The following is an 18,499-nucleotide window of genomic DNA, read 5'->3' as shown; positions in this document are numbered from 1 at the left end:
ACTGACCATCGGGGGGATACGAGAGACATGATGGACGAGAAGCGCCTGGTCAGATCGAGCAAGATGCTGTCGCGCATCCTGCGGCACGAGCCCGGGCTGGTGGGGGTCACGCTGGACGAGGCCGGCTGGGTCAGGGTCGACGAACTGCTCGCCGCAATCGCCGCACGAGGCAGGCCGCTCACCCGGGCCGAGCTGGACCACGTCGTGGCGACCAACAACAAGCGCCGCTTCGGCTACTCGCCGGACGGTCTCTCGATCCGCGCCAACCAGGGCCACACGGTGACGGTCGACCTCGGTCTGGCCGCCGCCGTACCGCCGCCGGTGCTCTACCACGGCACCGCGGACCGTCACCTGGCGGCGATCTTCCGCGAGGGCCTGCGCCCGATGGCCCGCCAGGACGTCCACCTCTCGGCGGACACCGAGACGGCGACCGGGGTCGGCGCCAGGCACGGCCGTCCGGTGGTGCTGACCGTGAACGCGGCGGCGATGACGGCGACCGGCCACGAGTTCCGGCTCAGCGAGAACGGCGTCTGGCTCACCGACGCCGTGCCCCCGCAGTACCTCTCGCGCCGCTCGTAGTCCGCCGCAGCATCGCACCACCGTTCGCCATTCGCCGCCGAAGGGCCTGTCCGCTCCGCCGGGCAGGCCCTTCTCGTACCCGACCGGGTGCGCCCGGCCCACCCGGTCTCGTCGCCGCCCGTGTCCGGGCGTACCGTGAGGAGGCCGCGCGGCCAGGCGCGCGGGTGCGCGACGAGGGCGGTAGGACAATGGGCAAGAGCGCCGACGACGGGCAGGTCTTCCGGATCACGGGAGCGCGCAGCAGCCTCACCGAGGACGTCCGGGGACGTCAGCGCCGCTACGTCATCTCGATGCTGGCCCGTACGGTCTGCGTGCTGCTCGCGGTGGTGCTCTGGGACGTCCAGCGGGTGCTGGCGTTCGCCGCGCTGGCGGGTGCCGTGCTGCTGCCGTACTTCGCGGTGCTGATCGCCAACGCCGGCCGGGAGCGGGCACCGGGGCTGCCGAGCACCTTCGACATTCCGCTCGACACTCCGCTGATGCTCGGCCCCGGTGGCACGGGTGGGAGAGGTGGGGCCGCTGCGACGGCTGGTACAGCAGAGGCAAAGGCCGCTGCCACCGATCCTTCACAGGACGTGAACTGACCGTCCTTTTCAGGTCGGTTCGCCCCTGCCCGGCTCGACGAAAGCTCAAAAGAAGCTCAGATTAATCATGCAAGACCTCCCCATCCGAGGGTCTTCGCGTGACATACTGCGTACGCGCTCCGCATCCCCCGTCGGAGCGACGGACCGACGCCGGGCGGCTCCCCCCGTGGCTGCCCGGCGTCGCCATGCCCGGATCATTTCGGCCCGAGCGAGCGTGGCAGACTGGCGGTGCAGAGACCCGCCAATCGTGGAGGACGGCCCGATGGACACCCCGCAGACGCCGATCTGCTCCGCCAAGGGCTGCCGGGCGGAGGCCGGCTGGGTGCTGGTGTGGAACAACCCCAAGCTGCACACCCCCGACCGCCGCAAGACCTGGCTCGCCTGCGACGAACACCGCGAGCACCTGTCCCAGTTCCTCGGAGTGCGCGGCTTCCTCAAGGAGGTCGTCGCCTTCGCCGACTGGACCCCCGAAGCCGCCGGGGCGACCGGGGAGCCGGCCTGACCACCGAGGAGCCCGTCTAACCGCCGATCGCGGACATCGGACGCTCGGGCTGCAGGAACTCCGGGTCGTCGATCCCGGCCCCGGCCTTCTTGCCCCACATCGCCGCCCGCCACAGCGCGGCCAGCTCGGCGTCGTCCGCACCCGAGCGCAGCGCGGTGCGCAGGTCGGTCTCGCCGGTCGCGAACAGGCAGTTGCGCACCTGGCCGTCGGCGGTCAGCCGGGTGCGGTCGCAGGCCCGGCAGAACGGGCGGGTGACCGAGGCGATCACGCCCACCCGGCCCGGGCCGCCGTCCACCACCCAGCGCTCGGCGGGTGCCGCGCCCCGGCGCGCGGACGGCTCCGGGGTGAGCGCGAAGCGGGCCCGCAGCAGTTCCAGGATCTCCGCCGCGGTGACCATCGACGAGCGGTCCCAGCCGTGCTGGGCGTCCAGCGGCATCTGCTCGATGAAGCGCAGCTCGTAGCCGTGCTCCAGGCACCACGCCAGCAGGTCGGCCGCCTCGTGGTCGTTGACCCCGCGCATCAGCACCGCGTTCAGCTTCACCGGCGCCAGCCCGGCGGCCTCGGCGGCGGCCAGCCCGTCCAGCACGTCCTGGTGGCGACGGCGACGGGTGAGCGTGTGGAACACCTCGGCGTCGAGGGTGTCCAGCGAGACGTTGACCCGGTCCAGCCCGGCCTCGCGCAGCGCGGTCGCGGTACGGGCCAGCCCGATGCCGTTGGTGGTCAGCGAGAGCTCGGGGCGCGGCTCCAGCTCGGAACAGGCGGCGACGATCGCGACCAGTCCCGGGCGCAGCATCGGCTCACCGCCGGTGAAGCGGACCTCGCGCACGCCCAGGTCGCGCACGGCGACGGTGACCAGCCGGACGATCTCCTCGTCGGTCAGCAGGTCGGGCTTGGCCAGCCACTGCAGGCCCTCCTCCGGCATGCAGTAGGTGCAGCGCAGATTGCACCGGTCCGTGAGGGAGACCCGGAGGTCGACGGCCTGTCGTCCGAAGGTGTCGAGCAGCACGTGGGTCCTTCCCCGAGATGCGGCCGGCCCGACCACCGTCATGGCGGGCCGGGCCAGCATAGTCATCGTGGGTCGATCAGTGGGCGCCCAGCCCGGTCAGCGAGCGGACCTCCAGTTCAGCGTACTTCGCCGGATCGGGGCGTTCCCTGGACAGCAGCGTGCCGAGCCAGCCGGCCAGGAAGCCGACCGGGATGGAGACCAGGCCGGGGTTCTCCAAAGGGAACCAGTGGAAGTCGGAGTGCGGGAAGAGCGAGGTCTTCGCGCCGGAGACCACCGGGGAGAAGACCACCAGCGTCACCGAGGTGACCAGTCCGGCGTAGACCGAGCTGACCGCGCCGACGGTGGTGAAGCGCTTCCAGAAGAGTGAGTAGAGCAGGGTGGGCAGGTTCGCCGAGGCGGCGACCGCGAAGGCCAGGGCGACCAGGGCCGCGGTGTTGAGTTTGTCCGCGAAGAGGCTGAGCACGATCGCCACCGCCCCGATCGCGAACGCGGCCCACTTCGCCGACCGCACCTCCTCCTTCTCGGAGGCCTTGCCGCGCCGGATCACGTTGGCATAGAGGTCGTGCGCGAAGGAAGCCGAGGAGGCCAGGGTGAGGCCGGCGACCACGGCCAGGATGGTGGCGAAGGCGACCGCCGAGATCACCGCGAGCAGGATGGCGCCGCCGGTGGTCCCGGCACCTCCGCCGAGCGCCTCGGCCAGCTGCGGGGCCGCCGTGTTGCCCGCCGCGTTCGCGCCCTTGATCGCCTTGGGGCCGACCAGCGCGGTCGCGCCGAAGCCGAGCGCCAGGGTCATCAGGTAGAAGACGCCGATGATGCCGATCGCCCAGAGCACCGACTTCCGGGCCGCCTTGGCGGTGGGCACGGTGTAGAAGCGGACCAGGATGTGCGGCAGTCCCGCGGTGCCCAGCACCAGTGCGATGCCGAGGCTGATGAAGTCGAGCTTGGCGGTGCTGCTTCCGTACTTCTGGCCCGGTTGGAGGAAGGCCTCACCCTTGCCGCTCGCGCTGGCCGCCGCGCCGAGCAGTTCGGAGGGGTTGAAGTGGTACTTGGCCAGCACCAGGACGGTCATCAGGGCGGCGCCGGCGATCAGCAGGACGGCCTTGACGATCTGCACCCAGGTGGTGCCCTTCATTCCACCTATCACCACATAGACGATCATCAGCAGGCCGACCCCGACGATGGTCCAGCGCTTGGCGGCGTTCCCCTCGGCCCCCAGCAGCAGCGCCACCAGGGTGCCGGCGCCGACCATCTGGGCGAGCAGGTAGAAGATCGACACCACGATGGTGGAGACGCCCGCCGCGGTGCGCACCGGGCGCTGGCGCATCCGGAAGGCGAGCACGTCCGCCATCGTGAAGCGGCCGGAGTTGCGCAGTGGTTCGGCGATCAGCAGCAGCGCGACCAGCCAGGCGACCAGGAAGCCGATCGAGTAGAGGAAGCCGTCGTAGCCGCTGAGCGCGATGGTCCCGGCGATGCCGAGGAAGGAGGCGGCGGACATGTAGTCACCGGAGATGGCCAGGCCGTTCTGGAAGCCGGTGAAGCCGCGCCCGCCGGCGTAGAAGTCGGAGGCACTCTTGGTCTGCCGCCCGGCCCAGACGGTGATGCCGAGGGTGGCCAGGACGAAGACGCCGAACAGGGCCATCGTCAGGCCGCGGTGCTCGGTGGCGGAGCTGGCGAGCAGGCTCATTCGGCGGACTCCCGGGGGGCGTGGACGACGGCGCCGTGCGCCTCGCGGATCGCCGTGGCGGACGGGTCGATCCGCCGGTCCGCGTAGCGGGCGTACCAGGCGGCGATGGCGAAGGTGGTCGCGAACTGCAGCAGCCCGAGCACCAGGGCCACGTTGACGTGCCCGATGACCTTGGTCCGCATCAGTCCGGGGGCGTAGCAGGAGAGCAGGACGTAGAGCAGGTACCAGAGCACGAAACCGATGGTGACCGGGAAGGCGAAGCTCCGGAACGAGCGCCGCAGGGTACGGAACTCCTCGCTGTCATCGATGAGTTGGACGTCCGTGGCGGCGGTGGTGCTCGGCGGCGAATCCACGCGGGTCTCCTCACTCCTTCGGCGTATGTGTCACACGGGGGGGGACGATCGAACGTGAGGGGCGTCACATGTCTGGTGTGCGCCGCGCAATGCTAGGAGCGTCCTGCCCGCCCCGGAAGGGGTTGACCGCGATCAGTCGACCGTTCACCCCCTCGCACCATCCGATTGGCCGAAAAGCAGTCCATCCCAGTGCCCGCACCGCCCATCGACCGGATCCGGGCCGCCGTCCGCACACCCCCGGAAGAACGGCACCGGCCCGTGCCGCACCCCGAACGGGGCGGCACGGGCCGGTGCGGGAGACCGACGTCTCAGAACGCGATGCGCACCTTCAGCGCCGAGCGGTCGTCCATCGCGCGGTAACCGTCCGGAACTCCGTCCAGATCGACGGTGCGGTCGAAGACCAGACCCGGCTCGATGGCACCCGAGAGCACGTCCGGGAGCAGCTCGGGGATGTACGCGCGGGCCGGGGCGACGCCGCCGTTCAGCGAAACGTTCCGGCCGAACATCTGACCGATGTCGACGCCCGCGCTGCCGCCGTGCGGCACCCCGACGTAGCCCACCGCACCGCCGTCCCTGGCGATCGAGATGGCCGTCCGCATGGACTCCTCGGTGCCGACCGCCTCCAGCACCGCGTGCGCGCCCTGGCCGCCGGTCAGCTCCTTCACCGCCTCGACGGCGGCCTCGCCGCGCTCCGCCACCACGTCCGTCGCACCGAAACGGCGGGCCAGCTCGGTGCGGGCCGTGTGCCGGCCCAGCGCGATGATCCGGCCCGCGCCCAGCCGGTGCGCGGCCAGCACGCCGCACAGGCCCACCGCGCCGTCGCCGACCACCGCGACCGTCGCACCCGGGCGCACCCGCGCCGAGACCGCCGCGTGGTGCCCGGTCGCCATCACGTCGGACAGCGCCAGCAGCCCGGTCAGCAGCTTCTCGTCACACGCCGCCTCCTTCGGCAGCTTCACCAGCGTGCCGTCCGCGAACGGCACCCGCACCGCCTCGCCCTGGCCGCCGTCCGAACCGACTTGCCCCCAGAACCCGCCGTGCGGGCAGGAGGTCTGGAGGCCTTCGAGACAGAAGTCACACGACCCGTCCGACCAGACGAACGGCGCCACCACCAGGTCGCCCTTGGCGAAGCCGCGCACCTCGGCGCCGGCCTCCTCGACCACGCCCAGGAACTCGTGCCCGATCCGCTGCCCGGCCACCCGCTGCGCCACCCCGCGGTAGGCCCACAGGTCGCTGCCGCAGATACAGGCGTTCACCACCCGGAGCACCACGTCCGTCGGCTGCTGGACCACCGGGTCCGGCACCTCTTCGATCCGGATGTCGTTGGGGCCGTGGATCACGGTGGCACGCATGCGCTGTTCCTTAGCTGAAAACGATCTCGACCAGGTGTACGACACCCCCGTCGACCACTCTATTCCGGCCGGTCGGTCGGAACACTCCGACCGGAGCGTCCCCTCCCGCCCCTTATCCTGTTGGACCATGCAACCGATCCAGCCCGAGACGTACGGAGTGCCGCGGACCGCCCCGGTCCCCGCCCAGCGCTCCGCCGCCCCCACCGGGGGCTTCGCGGTCGTCGACGTCGAGACCACCGGTCTCGGCCGCTCCGACCGCGTCATCTCGGCGGGCGTCTACCGGCTGGACCCGGACGGCGACGTCATCGACCACTGGTACACCCTGGTCAACCCCGGGCGGGACCCGGGCCCGGTCTGGATCCACGGCCTCACCGCCGAGCTGCTCTCGGCCGCCCCGACCTTCGCGCAGGTCGCCGACGAGTTCGCCGACCGGCTGCGCGGCCGGGTCCTGGTCGCACACAACGCGCTCTTCGACTGGAACATGATCTCCCGCGAGTTCTCCCGGGCCGGCCTGCACGCCCCGGTCGAGCAGCGGCTGTGCACCATGGTCCTCTCCCGCGACCTGCGGCTGCCGCTGCCCAACGGCAAGCTGGCCTCGCTCGCCGCCCACTTCGGCGTCCAGCAGCGCCACGCCCACAACGCCCTGGACGACGCCCGGGTGCTCGCCGAGGCCTTCCGCCCCAGCCTGCACCTCGCCCGCGACGGCGGCGTGCCGCTGCCGCTCCAGAACTGCGTCGCGGTCACCGACCTCGGCGAGGAGGAGCCCGCCACCCCCGGTCGCAGCACCTGGACCGGTGCCACGTACCGCCAGAGCAAGAAGCGCCTGCCCTGCCCGTACCCCAACCCGGGGCGCTGGGAGGACGGCAAGCCACTGGTCCAGGGCATGCGGGTGGCCATCACCGGCGACACCGCCACCGACCGCGAGGTCCTGGAGGACCGCGCGGTCGAGGCCGGCCTGCACGTCGCCACCTCGGTGAGCCGCCTCACCAGCCTGCTCGTCACCAACGAGCCGGACAGCTGGAGCGGCAAGGCCCGCAAGGCCCGCGACGTCGGCACCCCGGTGGTCGGCGAGGACGCCTTCCTCCAGTTGTTGCGCGAGGTCGCCCCGCACCCCGGTGCGTGAGCCCGTTGTGAGGTCGGCGTACCGTTCCCATGTGTACCGTTTTCTGCTGACCCGACAGTGGCTGATCACCATGCTGATCGCGCTGCTGCTGATCCCCGCGACGATCAAGCTGGGCTTCTGGCAGCTGCACCGCCACGAGGCGCGGGTGGCCAGGAACGAGCTGATCGGCCAGGCCCTCACGGCCGCGCCGGTCCCCTTCGACACCCTGTCGGCGACCCCCGGCTTCGCGGTCCCCAAGGACCTCACCTGGCGCGCGGTGACCGCCAACGGACAGTACGACCCGGCACACGAGTTCGTGGTCCGCAAGCGGACCGACTCCAACGGGAGCATCGGCTACTTCGTCGTGACCCCGTTCCTGCTCGCCGACGGCAAGGGCACCGTCCTGGTCAACCGCGGCTGGGTCGCCTCCGGCAACGGGGCCGTCGAGTACCCGCCCGTCCCGGCCGCCCCCACCGGCGAGGTCTCCCTCGCCGGCCGCCTGCGCGCCGAGGAGACCTACGGCGACAGCGGCATCAAGGACCGCACCGGGCTGCCCGACCGCCAGTTCAACCTGATCAACACCGACGAGCAGGCCAAGCGGACCGGCGCCGCCCTCCTCGGCGGCTACCTCGAACTCGACGGCACCACCCCGGCCCCGGCCGACCAGCCCCAGCTGATCCCCGAGCCCAACCACTCCGACATCGGCCCGCACATGGCCTACGCCATCCAGTGGTGGCTGTTCACCGCGATGATCCCGGTCGGCGTCTGGGTCCTCGCCCGCCGCGAGGCCAAGGACCGCGCCAAGCAGGCCGCCGAAGCCGAGGTCCCGCTCGACGCCGTCCCCGCCTAGCTAGAGCACGTCCTCGAGCTCCCGCAGCAACCGCGCCTTCGCCCGCGCGCCCACCACCGACCGCACCGGCTGCCCGTCCCGGAACACCATCAGCGTCGGCATCGACAGCACCGCGTACGCCGCCTGCGTCCGCGGGTTGTGGTCCACGTCCACACTCACCACCCGCAGCCGGTGCGCCTCCTCCCGTGCGATGTCCGCCAGCACCGGCGCCATCATCCGGCACGGCGGGCACCAGTCCGCCGTGAAGTCGACCAGCACCGGTCCTTCGGCCGCCAGCACCTCGGTGGCGAACGTCTCGTCCGTCACCGCCGGCACACCCGTGATCTGCACCATCGTCTACTCCTTCACCAGTTCACACAGAGGCGGTTCCTCGACGGCGGCCAACTCGTCCCGGGCCTTCACCGCCCGCTCGAACTGCCCCGCCACCTGAGTCCGCACGTCCTGGAGCCGGGCGATGCACTCGTCCAGCTCCCCCAACTTCCGCCGGTACACCTCCAGAGAGGCCGGGCACGAGTCCCCCTCCGGGTGCCCCGCCCGCAGGCACTCCACGAACGGCCTGGTCTCCTCCAGCCCGAACCCGAAGTCCTGCAGCATCCGGATCTCCCGCAGCAACCGCAGATCCCCCTCGTCGTACGCCCGGTACCCGTTGCCCGCCCGCCGGGCCGGCAACAGTCCCAACTGCTCGTAGTACCGCAACGCCCGCGTGGTCGTCCCCGCCCGCTCCGCCAACTCCCCGATCCGCATGCCGAACCACTCCTCCCGCACTTCCGACAACGACCGTAAACCTTCCCCTCAACGTCAACGCCAGCCTCAACCCCGCAGGCGCACAGACGCGCAGCCACGCAGGCACGCAGGCACGCAGGCACGCAGGGCAAAGCCCACCCCACCAGCAACTCCCAGCAGGCACTATGTCCCCATGGATCTCGGACTGAAGGACAAGGCCTACATCGTCACCGGCGCCACCCGAGGCCTCGGCCTCGCCGGCGCCCGCGAACTCGCCGCCGACGGCGCCCGTGTGCTCATCAGCGGCCGAACCCGGCAAGCCGTCGACACCGCCGTCGCCGAACTCGAAACTCTCGGCACCGCCCGGGGCCTCGTCGCCGACAACGCCGCTCCCGACACCCCGGAGCGCCTCATCGCCGAGGCGCGCCGGCAGTTCGGCCGCCTCGACGGCATCCTGATCAGCGTCGGCGGCCCCAAGGCCGGCTCCGTAGAGACCACCCCCGAGGACGCCTGGCGCGACGCGTTCGAGTCCGTCTTCCTCGGCGCCCTACGCCTCGCCCGCGCCACCGCAGCCGCACTCCCCGACGGCGGTGTGATCGCCTTCGTGCTCTCCAGCTCGGTCCGCCAACCGATCCCCGGCCTGGCCATCTCCAACGGTCTGCGCCCTGGCCTCGCCATGGCCGCCAAGTCCCTCGCCGACGAGCTCGGCCCCCGCGGCATCCGGGTGCTCGGCCTGCTCCCGGCCCGGATCGACACCGATCGGGTCCGCGAACTCGACGGTCTCGCCGCCGACCCGGATGCCGCCCGCGCCGCGGCCAGCGCCGCCATCCCGCTCCGCCGATACGGCTCCCCCGAGGAGTTCGGCAAGGTCGCCGCCTTCCTGCTCTCCCCTGCGGCGTCCTACCTGACCGGCATCATGGTCCCGGTCGACGGCGGCGCTCTCCGCTCCCTCTGATCTCCGCCCCTTACATCACCCTCGACTATTCCAATCCTGACTAATCACCATCGACCAATCACCTCCGACCAATCCGTGCCGCTCACTCCACCCGCGGCTGCCTGCGCCCCCGCCGACCCCGCCGCGGCTCGGCGGAGGCCGCCTGCAAGACCCGGATCCGCAGCTCGGCCGGCAGCTCCGCCAGCCGCAGGCTCCCGAGGGCGTCCGCCCGAGGCCCATCCTCGAAGTGCTCCACCAGCGCTGCCGGGTCCCCGCCCGGCTTCAGCCGCACGGCACCGCGCAAGCGTGGATGGCCGGGCGCCCGCACCAACCGCACTCCGGCCCGCTCGACCTCCGGCAGCACCGCCGTCCCACTCTCCAGCGCCTCCTCCAGCGCCCGCGCACCGACCCGCAGCCGAAGCCCGCTCACCCCCGGCGTCGGCACCGCGATGCTCGACAGCCCACTGCGCCTCAGCTGCGCCACCAGCCACCACGCCATCCCCGCCACGAGCACGGCCAGCCCGCCGATCACCGTCGGCCACCACCACGCCGACGCCACCCAGCGCCCCCTCGACCGCGCGCTCACCACCGGCTGGTCCGGCGCGGTGAGCGGCCACCACCCCGGCGGCTGGACACCCAGCCTCCGGTACAGGTCGAGCCCACCCGCCAGCACCAGCACCCCGACACCGAGCAGCACCACCCCCACCGCCCCCAGCAGCACCCGATTGACGACCGTCCGCCTCACCCGGCCGCCCCCGACCCCTCGCCACCGGCCGCCCCGGCGCCGCCGTCCCCGGGCCCGGGGACGACCCCCTCGTCCTCCCCCACCACACCCGCCGTCCCCCGCGCCGCCCGCACGTCCAACCGCATCGGCCGCCCCAGCCCCACCCTCCCCAGCTCGTCCCGCAGCTGCCGCTGCACCAACGCCGGCTCCGCCGCCCCGGCCAACGAGATCCGGATCCGCCGCCGCCCGACCCGGATCCGCAGCCGGTCGATCCCGTCCAGACCTGCTGCCCGGTCCGTCAGCAGGTGCCCGACACCGGCCCGGTCGATGGCCGCCGTCGTCCCCCCGTACGGCCGCAGTACGAGCCACCGCCGCAGTCCGGGAGCGACGGCCAGCCACAGCAGCCACCCACCGAGCAGGGTCGCCGCCCCGGCCCCCACCAGCACCCACAGGTCGTCGAGGTGCCGCGTCGCCAGCTCATCCGCGATCTGCGCCCGCCACCTCCGCGCCGGCTGCCCCACCCGCACCGCGACCACGTCGTACAGCAGAGCGCCCGACACCACCAGCACCGCCGTCGCCACCAGCGCGGCCGCGGCCGTACGAGGCGCCCGCAGCCGCCGCACCTTCCCCGGCCGAACCCCCGGACCAGCCCCAGGATCAGCCCCCTGGTCCGCCCCCTCCGCCCCGGAAGCCTCCGTACTCACGACGCGCCCCCTGTCACCAACTTCTCGACCACGACCACCACTTCCGACACCCTGGTCCCGGTCAGCCCCACCACCCGCTCGGCGATCCGCCCCCGCACCGCCCCGGCCAGTGCCGCGATGTCCGACGGAAACGGCAGCTCCACCGTGACCCTGACCGTCACCGTGCTCCCCGGCACGGTCACCGAGACATGCGGCGGCGCCCCCTTCGCCCGCCCGGCGGGCCAGGCCTCGGCCAGCACCTCCCGGACGGCCCGAGCCGCGATCCGGGCATACACCCGATCAGCCACCCGAAGCCGCCCCCGGCGCCCGGGCACGGAACCCGAAGCCGGACCGGCGACCGGACCGGAAGCCGAAGCCGGAACCGACACGGGCCCCGCCATCAGCGGCGCCGGTCGCGGCCGCGGAGCAGCTCCCCGAGGTCGCCCAGCTCGATGTCGCCCTCCAGCAGGCGCCCGACCACGAAGCCGACCAGTCCGAGCACGGCCACCAACAGGAAGGCCGCGAACCCGCCGAAGTACCCGGCGAAGCCGAGGGCCATGCCCACCACCAGGCCGACGATGGCCAGGTTCATCCGCTACTCCCTCGTCTCCCGCTACCTCGTCCAGCCGGACCCCGGCCCGCCGCCACCGCCACGGGCCTCACCATCGCGCCGCTACTTGAGCTTCGGCCGCTGACCTGACGTCGCGACCGGTTCCTCTTCCTCCTCGTACTCCGGTTCGTCCGGCAGGTGGACGTCGTTGACCGCGATGTTGACCTCGACGACTTCCAGGCCGGTCATCCGTTCGACCGCATTGATGATGTTCTCCCTGACCTGCCGGGCCAGTTCGGGAATGACCACGCCGTACTCGACCACCAGGGCGATGTCGATCGCGGTCTGCTTCTCGCCGACCTCGGCCTTGATACCCCGTCCGACGCTGGGCTTGCCGCCGGGCACCCGGTCCCGCATCGCGCCGAAGGTACGGGCGAGCCCGGAGCCGAGCGCATGGATGCCGGTGACCTCGCGGGCCGCCATCCCGGCGATCTTCTCCACCACGCCGACGGCCAGCGCCGTACGGCCGCGTTCCTCCACCGGCTTGGCGCCGCCCCCGGCGCCGGGCGGCGAACCGGGGGGCGGACCGCTGCCGGCGTGCTTGTGCATGGTCGCGGGCGTCGGAGTGTCAGGCATGGGCACATCTCCCGTCGTACGGCTCCAGCTATATCGCAAACCTCCCCAACTCTGGCATTCCGCCGCGTCCCCCGCCCGCCGAGCGGCGCCAACCCGACGCCCGTCCGGCCGTACGCGGACCCCGCGGCCGTACGACCCCGCAACCCCGGCCGGAACGCCGCCGGCGCCCCCGGAAACACCGAAAGGGCCCGCCCCCGGGAGATCCCCCGGGGGCGGGCCCTGCGTCGGTGCCGTACGGCGGTCAGTCACCGATGCCGGCGAGCTCCCGCAGCCGACGGGCCTGCGCCGCCCGTTCGGCCGAACGCTGCTCGTCGAAGGAGCGCCCGGCGGCCCCCTGCAGCAGGGCCTTGGTCTCGATCACCGCTCCGCGCGGAGCGGCCAGCAGGGCCGCCGCGAGATCGCGGGCAGCCGCCTCCAGCTCCTCCCCCGGCACCGCCAGGTTGGCCAGCCCGATCGCGGCGGCCTCCTCGGCACCCACCCAGCGTCCGGTCGCGCAGATCTCCAGTGCTCGCGCGTAGCCGACGAGTTCGGTGAGCGGCTTGGTGCCCGCCAGGTCCGGCACGAGGCCCAGCGAGGTCTCCTTCATCGCGAACCGGGCGTCCTCGGCGACCACCCGCAGGTCGCAGCCGAGGGCGAGCTGGAAGCCCGCGCCGACGGCGTGGCCCTGGACCGCCGCGATGGAGATCAGGTCCGGACGGCGCCACCAGGTGAAGGCCTCCTGGTACGAGGCGATGGCGTCGTCCAGCTCCGCGTCGGTGGAGGCGGCCAGCCGGAGGAAGGTGGGCTCACCCGGGATGCCCTCGGGGGTGAACATGGCCCGGTCCAGCCCGGCCGAGAAGGAGACCCCCTCCGCGCGCAGCAGCACCACCCGGACGCTGCCGGGCAGCTCGCGGCCGGCGTCGGCGAGGGCGCGCCAGAGCGCGGGCGACTGGGCGTTGCGCCGCTTGGGCTGACACAGGGTGACAACGGCGAGTTCGCCTTCGATCTCCAGGCGGACGCCGTCCCGCTCCCAGCTCGGGGCCTGCGGGTCGGTGGCGGGGGCGGTCATGCGGGGACCTCCGGTGGCGAGGGACTTGGCTACCGGAGAGTAACAAACCTGGGCGCGCCAGGGCAGGGCCCCGACCCCGGAAAGATCGACGGGGCCGCGAAGACCGACGATGAGCGAAAGGAAAACGAACGGAGAAAAGAAACGGGGGACGGGCGACACCCCGGACATGACGATCGGCGGCCGGTCCACACGACCCGAGGGCGGACGCCCAGCCGACGCTCAGCTGACGTCTCCTCGGTCGGCGCCCTGCCGCCGCGTCATCCAGCCTATGGCTGACGAACCGTCAGGAACCTGCCCCGGCAGTCGCCTTGCTCTTGCCCCGCGTGGCACCGCCACGACCCCGGAGAATGACTCCGGATTCGCTCAACATCCGGTGCACGAAGCCGTACGAACGACCGGTCTCCTCCGCGAGAGCGCGAATGCTCGCCCCGGAGTCGTACTTCTTCTTGAGATCGGCCGCGAGCTTCTCACGCGCGGCACCGGTCACCCGGCTGCCCTTTTTCAGAGTCTCGGCCACCCGTGCCTCCTCGTAGCGTTGCTCGGTCAGATTCCCATGATCACCCATCCACCGCGTCCTGGCCACCCATTCGACAAGGTCGATGTCGGAAATGCGTGGTCCGCCGGTGGTGATCCGAGCGCATCGGGGCGCTCACACAGAGTGCGCGCCCCCAGGTGGAAGTCGCCATTCGCCGAGAAAGAGCTGATCAGCAGCGTCGGCCCGACCACGATCGAGTGGCGGGCCGACGGGAAGTCCTTAAACGGAATCCAGGTCTACTTCATTCCCGGACACGCCGAAAGGACTAGATATTCTCATCCGAAAAGCGGATGTCGCGTCTACTTCGGGTCAGGCGAGGGAGACCAGATCGGCGTAGGCCGGGCTCCAGAGGTCCTCCACCCCGTCCGGCAGCAGGATGATCCGCTCCGGCTGGAGCGCGTCGACCGCGCCCTCGTCGTGGGTGACCAGGACGACCGCCCCGGCGAACTCGCGCAGCGCGCCCAGGATCTCCTCACGGCTGGCCGGGTCGAGGTTGTTGGTGGGCTCGTCGAGCAGCAGCACGTTGGCGGAGGAGACCACCAGGGTGGCCAGCGCCAGACGGGTCTTCTCGCCGCCGGAGAGCACCCCGGCCGGCTTGTCGACGTCGTCGCCGGAGAACAGGAAGGAGCCGAGGATCTTGCGGATCTGCACCAGGTCGGTGTCCGGGGCGGCCGAGCGCATGTTCTCCAGCACGCTGCGGTCCGGGTCCAGGGTCTCGTGCTCCTGGGCGTAGTAGCCGATCTTCAGGCCGTGGCCCGGAATCACCTCGCCGGTGTCCGACTGCTCCACCCCGGCGAGCATCCGCAGCAGGGTGGTCTTGCCGGCGCCGTTCAGGCCGAGGACGACGACCCGCGAACCGCGGTCGATCGCCAGGTCCACGCCCGTGAAGATCTCCAGCGAGCCGTAGGACTTGGAGAGGTCGGCCGCGGTCAGCGGGGTCTTGCCGCAGGGAGCCGGGTCCGGGAAGCGCAGCTTGGCGACCCGGTCGTTCTGGCGCACCTGCTCCAGCCCGGACAGCAGCTTCTCGGCACGGCGGGCCATGTTCTGCGCGGCCACCGTCTTGGTCGCCTTGGCGCGCATCTTGTCGGCCTGGGCGTTGAGGGTCGCGGCCTTCTTCTCGGCGTTGGCCCGCTCGCGCTTGCGGCGCTTCTCGTCGTCCTCGCGCTGCTGCTGGTACTGCTTCCAGCCCATGTTGTAGACGTCGATGGCCGACCGGTTGGCGTCCAGGTAGAAGACCTTGTTGACGACCGTCTCGACCAGGTCGACGTCGTGCGAGATGACGATGAAGCCGCCCTTGTAGGTCTTCAGGAAGTCCCGCAGCCAGGCGATCGAGTCCGCGTCCAGGTGGTTGGTGGGCTCGTCGAGCAGCAGCACGTCGGAGTCCGAGAAGAGGATCCGGGCCAGCTCGACGCGGCGGCGCTGACCACCGGACAGGGTGTGCAGCGGCTGGGCGAGGATGCGGTCCGGCAGGCCCAGCGCGGCGGCGATGGTGGCGGCCTCGGCCTCGGCGGCGTACCCGCCCTTGGTGAGGAACTCGGTCTCCAGCCGGGCGTACTTCTTCATCGCGTTGTCCTGGGTGGCGCCCTTGCCGTTGGCCATCCGGTCCTCGTTCTCGCGCATCTTCTTCAGCACGGTGTCGAGGCCGCGGGCGGACAGGATGCGGTCCTTGGCGAGGACGTCCAGGTCACCGGTGCGCGGGTCCTGCGGGAGGTAGCCGACCTCGCCCGAACGGGTGACGGTACCGGCGGCCGGCAGGCCCTCGCCGGCCAGCACCTTGGTGAGCGTGGTCTTGCCCGCGCCGTTGCGGCCGACCAGGCCGATCCGGTCGCCGGCGGCGACCTTGAAGCTCGCGGACTCGATCAGGATTCGGGCACCGGCACGCAGTTCGAGGGCGTTGGCGGAAATCATGGCTGGGTACTACTCCTGGGACGTGGGCGGGCGGCCGGGTGCGACGGCCCCGGGGCCGGTTGACGTGAGGGGGACTTCATCGACGGTCGGCGCGGCCTTCGTGGCGCCGCCGCCCGCTATTGCCCGGAGAAAATAGCCATGGCGGCAAGTCTACCGGGCCCCACACGGCCCCCGAGGAGTCGCCGGCCAGGGAGTGCCCGCCGCTCCCCGGGCCGTCCCTGCTACTGCGGCTGCGCGGCCGGCCGGTCCCCCACGGGGGCGTCGGTGGCGTCCGGGGCGGGGGCTCCCGCCGGGGCCTGGGCCGCCGACGGGTCCGCGCAGCCGCCCTGCGGACGGACAGCCGCGAACGGGGCGTCCACGCTGCCGCAGGCCGTCTCGGGCGCGGCCGCCTTGGTGTCGAAGACCCTGGGCGGGACGATCGGGCCGTCGGTGATCTCCACCCTGCTGCGGTCCAGGACCTTGACGGTGGCGGTCGGGCCGGTGTTCGTCGTCCAGCCGTTGCTGTCCAGCCGGTAACCGGTGATGCCGCCGGAGACGGCCTGCCCACCGCTGTTGGTGCAGGTGCGCGGGACGAGCACGGCGTAGTCGGTGTGGACGGCGCGCAGCGGGTCGTAGACGCAGCTGCCGGACGGCTTGTCGTTGTAGCGCAGGTCGCCGTCGGCGTCGCGCAGGCCCATGGTCAGGTTCGGCGTGACCAGGGCGAGCCAGGGCGAGCCGTCCCGCTGGACGGTGTGCAGCGCGGCCGCGGCCCGCTGCTTGGCGAGCGCCGTGCGCTGGGCGTCGGTCCGCTTGTCGGCGCCGGGCTCGCCGTCGCCGCGCAGCCAGTCGGCCAGGCCGGGCACCGCCCGGTGCCAGCGCACCTCGTGGTCGCCGGGGCGCACCGAGGTGACCAGGCCGTCGTCCCAGACCACGATCGCGTTGTCGCCGGCCATCGCCAGGTGGAGCGCCTCGGCGCCCTCGCGGCGGTAGGACCAGGCCTGCTCGCCGGTCCGCTTGTGGAAGGCCTCCAGGCCGGGGCCCACCCGCAGGTCGAGGTCGGCCGAGCTGAGCGACTCGGAGTTCACCGGCGCCGCCCCCGCGTCGCCGGGTCCCGCCACCCGGTCGCCGAACGGCACCGGCTTGTTCGCGTGCGCCGCCGCTCCGACCGCAAGGACCAGCATCACCGCCGAGGCAGGCAGGATCGAGCGGGGGGTCAGTACACGCAGTGGCTTCCAGGACACCGCCGGAGCGTACCTTTCGCCGGGCCCGCGAGTCAGCCCGGTTCCGCCGCCCGCCCGTCCCGCCCAGCGCGCGCCCGGCGCCGTGCGCCCTCCCCGCATGCCCGCCCGCCCACCTGCACCATCGGGGCTCCGACCGCTGCGCGGGGCGTGCCGGAGCGGGCCGGACGGGCCCGGCCGGACCGTTACAGAGCTGATACATGGCCGCCGGTCGCCGGGCGTTGCGACAGACGGCGTTCGAATGGCGCCCACTTTAGGGTGACATTCGGCTTTTTCGCCCTCCGTCGGCCCTACTGTCGGCGAGCGGGGCGCCACGGTCCGTCCACGCCGAGACGGGGCGCCCCGCTCACGCGACGTCCGGAGGAGAGAGCATGCGAATCGGCCGCCTGACGCTGGCCGCCGCCACCCTGTTGCTGATGGCCACGGCCAGCGTTCCTGCCGGGACGCCGTTCAGCCAGACCGAACGGCACACCCTCTCCTCGGACGCCGTCGAGCCGCGCGGCGCGGCCCCCCGCCCCCTGGTCCAGCGACCAGCGCACGAGCCCCCGTTCGGGGCCTTCGTCGGTTCCTGGGACGACTACATCCCGCAGATCGGCCGGTACGCACAGTGGCTGGGCGACGCGAACATGCAGGTCGGCCACACCTATCTGGCGGGCAACGGCTGGAGCGACGTCGAGGGCGAGCCGTTGGTGCTCGGCCTGTGGTCGCAGTGGCGGCAGGCCGACCCGTCCCGGCTGCTGGTGCTCGGTGTGCCGATGCTGGTGCCCAACGAGGCGGACGTCCCGGACGGCGAGGTCGCCAAGCTGCTCGCCCAGGGGGCGCGCGGGGACTTCGACGGGCACTTCCTCAAGCTCGCGCGCCGGTTGGTCGCGCTGGGCGGCGCGGACACCGTGCTCACTCTCGGCTGGGAGATGAACGGCACCACGTACACCCACCGCTGCAAGCCCGACCCGTCCGCGTGGAAGGGGTACTGGCGGCGGATCGTCGGGGTGATGCGCTCGGTGCCTGGGCAGCGGTTCCGGTTCGACTTCGCCCCCAGCCGGGGTCTGGACGCCGTCCCGTGGACCAAGTGCTACCCCGGCGACGACGTGGTCGACATCATCGGCATGGACAACTACGACCAGCCCGCCGGGGGCACCTTCGACGACTACGTGCGCGAGCCGTACGGCCTCCAGGACCAGGTGGAGTTCGCCGCCAAGCGCGGCAAGCCGGTCTCGTACCCGGAGTGGGGGCTGTTCCGCAACGGCGACAACCCCGAGTTCGTGCAGCGGATGGTCGACTGGATCCGCACCCACGACACCGCTTACCAGACCGTCACCGACTACTGCCCGCACGGCTTCTTCCAGTGCGACCGCAATCCGCGCTCGGCGGCGAGGTTCAAGCAGCTGATGTCCGGTTCGAAGGGGGCGCCGGAGCCGTCCGGCGTACCGACGGCCCCCGCAGCCCCCGTGGCGCCGGGCGTACCCGCGGTGCCGGGCCCGCCCGAGACGCCCGAGACGCCGGCCGTGCCGACCGCCCCCGCCGTGCCCGGC

The 18,499-nt window shown here is 72.3% G+C and carries 22 protein-coding genes; 7 read left to right on the top strand and 15 right to left on the bottom strand.

The annotated features are described in order from the left end of the window. The first annotated feature begins 30 nt into the window (after positions 1-30). From BU198_RS32715 to BU198_RS32705, 3 genes are all read left to right on the top strand, one after another. A complete protein-coding gene (locus tag BU198_RS32715; protein WP_188300491.1) occupies positions 31-579 on the top strand; it encodes an RNA 2'-phosphotransferase in 549 nt (182 codons plus the stop codon). 188 nt (positions 580-767) lie between these two features. Further along, positions 768-1,160, top strand: a complete 393-nt coding sequence (locus BU198_RS32710; protein WP_188300467.1) for a DUF3099 domain-containing protein — start codon at positions 768-770, stop codon at positions 1,158-1,160. A 262-nt stretch (positions 1,161-1,422) separates the two neighbouring features. Next, the gene (locus tag BU198_RS32705; RefSeq protein ID WP_188300466.1) at positions 1,423-1,662 is read left to right on the top strand and encodes a hypothetical protein; all 240 of its coding nucleotides are present in this window, start codon (positions 1,423-1,425) and stop codon (positions 1,660-1,662) included. A gap of 16 nt (positions 1,663-1,678) precedes the next feature. On the opposite strand, the gene moaA is transcribed toward BU198_RS32705, so the two are convergent. From moaA to BU198_RS32685, 4 genes are all read right to left on the bottom strand, one after another. Next, the gene (gene moaA, locus BU198_RS32700) at positions 1,679-2,668 is read right to left on the bottom strand and encodes a GTP 3',8-cyclase MoaA (protein ID WP_317620419.1); all 990 of its coding nucleotides are present in this window, start codon (positions 2,666-2,668) and stop codon (positions 1,679-1,681) included. Between the two features lie 76 nt (positions 2,669-2,744). Next, positions 2,745-4,352 carry a cation acetate symporter gene (locus tag BU198_RS32695; protein ID WP_188300465.1) on the bottom strand — a complete coding sequence of 536 codons (1,608 nt, stop codon included), beginning with the start codon at positions 4,350-4,352 and terminating at the stop codon, positions 2,745-2,747. Next, the gene (locus tag BU198_RS32690; RefSeq protein ID WP_188300464.1) at positions 4,349-4,705 is read right to left on the bottom strand and encodes a DUF485 domain-containing protein; all 357 of its coding nucleotides are present in this window, start codon (positions 4,703-4,705) and stop codon (positions 4,349-4,351) included. The genes BU198_RS32695 and BU198_RS32690 overlap by 4 nt, the downstream gene beginning before the upstream one ends. A 308-nt stretch (positions 4,706-5,013) precedes the next feature. Beyond that, positions 5,014-6,057, bottom strand: a complete 1,044-nt coding sequence (locus BU198_RS32685) for a zinc-dependent alcohol dehydrogenase family protein (RefSeq protein WP_188300463.1) — start codon at positions 6,055-6,057, stop codon at positions 5,014-5,016. Between the two features lie 127 nt (positions 6,058-6,184). On the opposite strand from BU198_RS32685, the gene BU198_RS32680 reads away from it, so the two are divergent. Together BU198_RS32680 and BU198_RS32675 are read left to right on the top strand one after the other, a co-directional pair. Further along, the gene (locus tag BU198_RS32680) at positions 6,185-7,180 is read left to right on the top strand and encodes a DEDDh family exonuclease (RefSeq protein ID WP_188300462.1); all 996 of its coding nucleotides are present in this window, start codon (positions 6,185-6,187) and stop codon (positions 7,178-7,180) included. A gap of 31 nt (positions 7,181-7,211) precedes the next feature. Further along, positions 7,212-8,009: an SURF1 family protein gene (locus tag BU198_RS32675; RefSeq protein ID WP_188300461.1), complete on the top strand. Its 798-nt coding sequence runs from the start codon at positions 7,212-7,214 to the stop codon at positions 8,007-8,009. Here BU198_RS32675 and trxA read toward each other — a convergent pair whose 3' ends face one another. After that, positions 8,010-8,342, bottom strand: coding sequence for a thioredoxin (gene trxA, locus BU198_RS32670; protein ID WP_223245275.1), 333 nt, complete (start codon positions 8,340-8,342; stop codon positions 8,010-8,012). A 3-nt stretch (positions 8,343-8,345) separates the two neighbouring features. Then, positions 8,346-8,753, bottom strand: a complete 408-nt coding sequence (locus BU198_RS32665; protein ID WP_188300488.1) for a MerR family transcriptional regulator — start codon at positions 8,751-8,753, stop codon at positions 8,346-8,348. Positions 8,754-8,925: 172 nt separating this feature from the next. Between BU198_RS32665 and BU198_RS32660 the strand changes: the two genes are divergently transcribed. Then, positions 8,926-9,687 carry an SDR family oxidoreductase gene (locus tag BU198_RS32660; protein WP_188300460.1) on the top strand — a complete coding sequence of 254 codons (762 nt, stop codon included), beginning with the start codon at positions 8,926-8,928 and terminating at the stop codon, positions 9,685-9,687. Between the two features lie 82 nt (positions 9,688-9,769). Here BU198_RS32660 and BU198_RS32655 read toward each other — a convergent pair whose 3' ends face one another. The 9 genes from BU198_RS32655 to BU198_RS32615 all read right to left on the bottom strand — a co-directional run bounded on the left by BU198_RS32655 (position 9,770) and on the right by BU198_RS32615 (position 16,970). Next, the gene (locus BU198_RS32655) at positions 9,770-10,411 is read right to left on the bottom strand and encodes an alkaline shock response membrane anchor protein AmaP (RefSeq protein WP_188300459.1); all 642 of its coding nucleotides are present in this window, start codon (positions 10,409-10,411) and stop codon (positions 9,770-9,772) included. Then, positions 10,408-10,971, bottom strand: a complete 564-nt coding sequence (locus BU198_RS32650) for a DUF6286 domain-containing protein (protein ID WP_188300458.1) — start codon at positions 10,969-10,971, stop codon at positions 10,408-10,410. Before BU198_RS32650 ends, BU198_RS32655 begins: the two co-directional genes overlap by 4 nt. 119 nt (positions 10,972-11,090) lie before the next feature. After that, positions 11,091-11,381 carry a hypothetical protein gene (locus tag BU198_RS32645; RefSeq protein ID WP_317620418.1) on the bottom strand — a complete coding sequence of 97 codons (291 nt, stop codon included), beginning with the start codon at positions 11,379-11,381 and terminating at the stop codon, positions 11,091-11,093. A 92-nt stretch (positions 11,382-11,473) separates the two neighbouring features. Next, entirely contained in the window at positions 11,474-11,665 is a 192-nt protein-coding gene (locus BU198_RS32640) for a hypothetical protein (protein WP_188300456.1), read from the bottom strand. Positions 11,666-11,746: 81 nt separating this feature from the next. Beyond that, positions 11,747-12,259, bottom strand: coding sequence for an Asp23/Gls24 family envelope stress response protein (locus BU198_RS32635; protein WP_411293260.1), 513 nt, complete (start codon positions 12,257-12,259; stop codon positions 11,747-11,749). 241 nt (positions 12,260-12,500) lie between these two features. Continuing rightward, complete coding sequence (locus tag BU198_RS32630) at positions 12,501-13,307, bottom strand: enoyl-CoA hydratase/isomerase family protein (protein ID WP_188300455.1); 807 nt, start codon at positions 13,305-13,307, stop codon at positions 12,501-12,503. A gap of 283 nt (positions 13,308-13,590) precedes the next feature. After that, the gene (locus tag BU198_RS32625; protein WP_188300454.1) at positions 13,591-13,824 is read right to left on the bottom strand and encodes a helix-turn-helix domain-containing protein; all 234 of its coding nucleotides are present in this window, start codon (positions 13,822-13,824) and stop codon (positions 13,591-13,593) included. Between the two features lie 327 nt (positions 13,825-14,151). After that, the gene (abc-f, locus tag BU198_RS32620; RefSeq protein ID WP_188300453.1) at positions 14,152-15,750 is read right to left on the bottom strand and encodes a ribosomal protection-like ABC-F family protein; all 1,599 of its coding nucleotides are present in this window, start codon (positions 15,748-15,750) and stop codon (positions 14,152-14,154) included. A gap of 221 nt (positions 15,751-15,971) precedes the next feature. Next, positions 15,972-16,970: a hypothetical protein gene (locus BU198_RS32615; protein ID WP_188300452.1), complete on the bottom strand. Its 999-nt coding sequence runs from the start codon at positions 16,968-16,970 to the stop codon at positions 15,972-15,974. Between the two features lie 368 nt (positions 16,971-17,338). On the opposite strand from BU198_RS32615, the gene BU198_RS32610 reads away from it, so the two are divergent. Then, a partial coding sequence (locus BU198_RS32610) for a glycoside hydrolase family 26 protein (RefSeq protein ID WP_188300451.1) occupies positions 17,339-18,499 on the top strand: 1,161 nt, incomplete at its 3' end.

It is taken from the genome of Streptomyces sp. CBMA156, assembly GCF_014596515.1.
In the GTDB taxonomy this organism is placed as follows: domain Bacteria; phylum Actinomycetota; class Actinomycetes; order Streptomycetales; family Streptomycetaceae; genus Kitasatospora.
This window is presented reverse-complemented; position numbering and strand designations above follow the sequence as displayed.

What these genes read in the sequence shown, in the direction of transcription:
- BU198_RS32710 (WP_188300467.1), top strand. Translation starts at nt 768, where the DNA reads ATGGGCAAGAGCGCCGACGACGGGCAGGTCTTCCGGATCACGGGAGCG.
- BU198_RS32715 (WP_188300491.1), top strand. Translation starts at nt 31, where the DNA reads ATGGACGAGAAGCGCCTGGTCAGATCGAGCAAGATGCTGTCGCGCATC.
- BU198_RS32685 (WP_188300463.1), bottom strand. Translation starts at nt 6,057, where the DNA reads ATGCGTGCCACCGTGATCCACGGCCCCAACGACATCCGGATCGAAGAG.
- BU198_RS32635 (WP_411293260.1), bottom strand. Translation starts at nt 12,259, where the DNA reads ATGCCTGACACTCCGACGCCCGCGACCATGCACAAGCACGCCGGCAGC.
- BU198_RS32695 (WP_188300465.1), bottom strand. Translation starts at nt 4,352, where the DNA reads ATGAGCCTGCTCGCCAGCTCCGCCACCGAGCACCGCGGCCTGACGATG.
- BU198_RS32705 (WP_188300466.1), top strand. Translation starts at nt 1,423, where the DNA reads ATGGACACCCCGCAGACGCCGATCTGCTCCGCCAAGGGCTGCCGGGCG.
- BU198_RS32665 (WP_188300488.1), bottom strand. Translation starts at nt 8,753, where the DNA reads ATGCGGATCGGGGAGTTGGCGGAGCGGGCGGGGACGACCACGCGGGCG.
- BU198_RS32630 (WP_188300455.1), bottom strand. Translation starts at nt 13,307, where the DNA reads ATGACCGCCCCCGCCACCGACCCGCAGGCCCCGAGCTGGGAGCGGGAC.
- BU198_RS32640 (WP_188300456.1), bottom strand. Translation starts at nt 11,665, where the DNA reads ATGAACCTGGCCATCGTCGGCCTGGTGGTGGGCATGGCCCTCGGCTTC.
- BU198_RS32660 (WP_188300460.1), top strand. Translation starts at nt 8,926, where the DNA reads ATGGATCTCGGACTGAAGGACAAGGCCTACATCGTCACCGGCGCCACC.
- BU198_RS32680 (WP_188300462.1), top strand. Translation starts at nt 6,185, where the DNA reads ATGCAACCGATCCAGCCCGAGACGTACGGAGTGCCGCGGACCGCCCCG.
- trxA (WP_223245275.1), bottom strand. Translation starts at nt 8,342, where the DNA reads ATGGTGCAGATCACGGGTGTGCCGGCGGTGACGGACGAGACGTTCGCC.
- abc-f (WP_188300453.1), bottom strand. Translation starts at nt 15,750, where the DNA reads ATGATTTCCGCCAACGCCCTCGAACTGCGTGCCGGTGCCCGAATCCTG.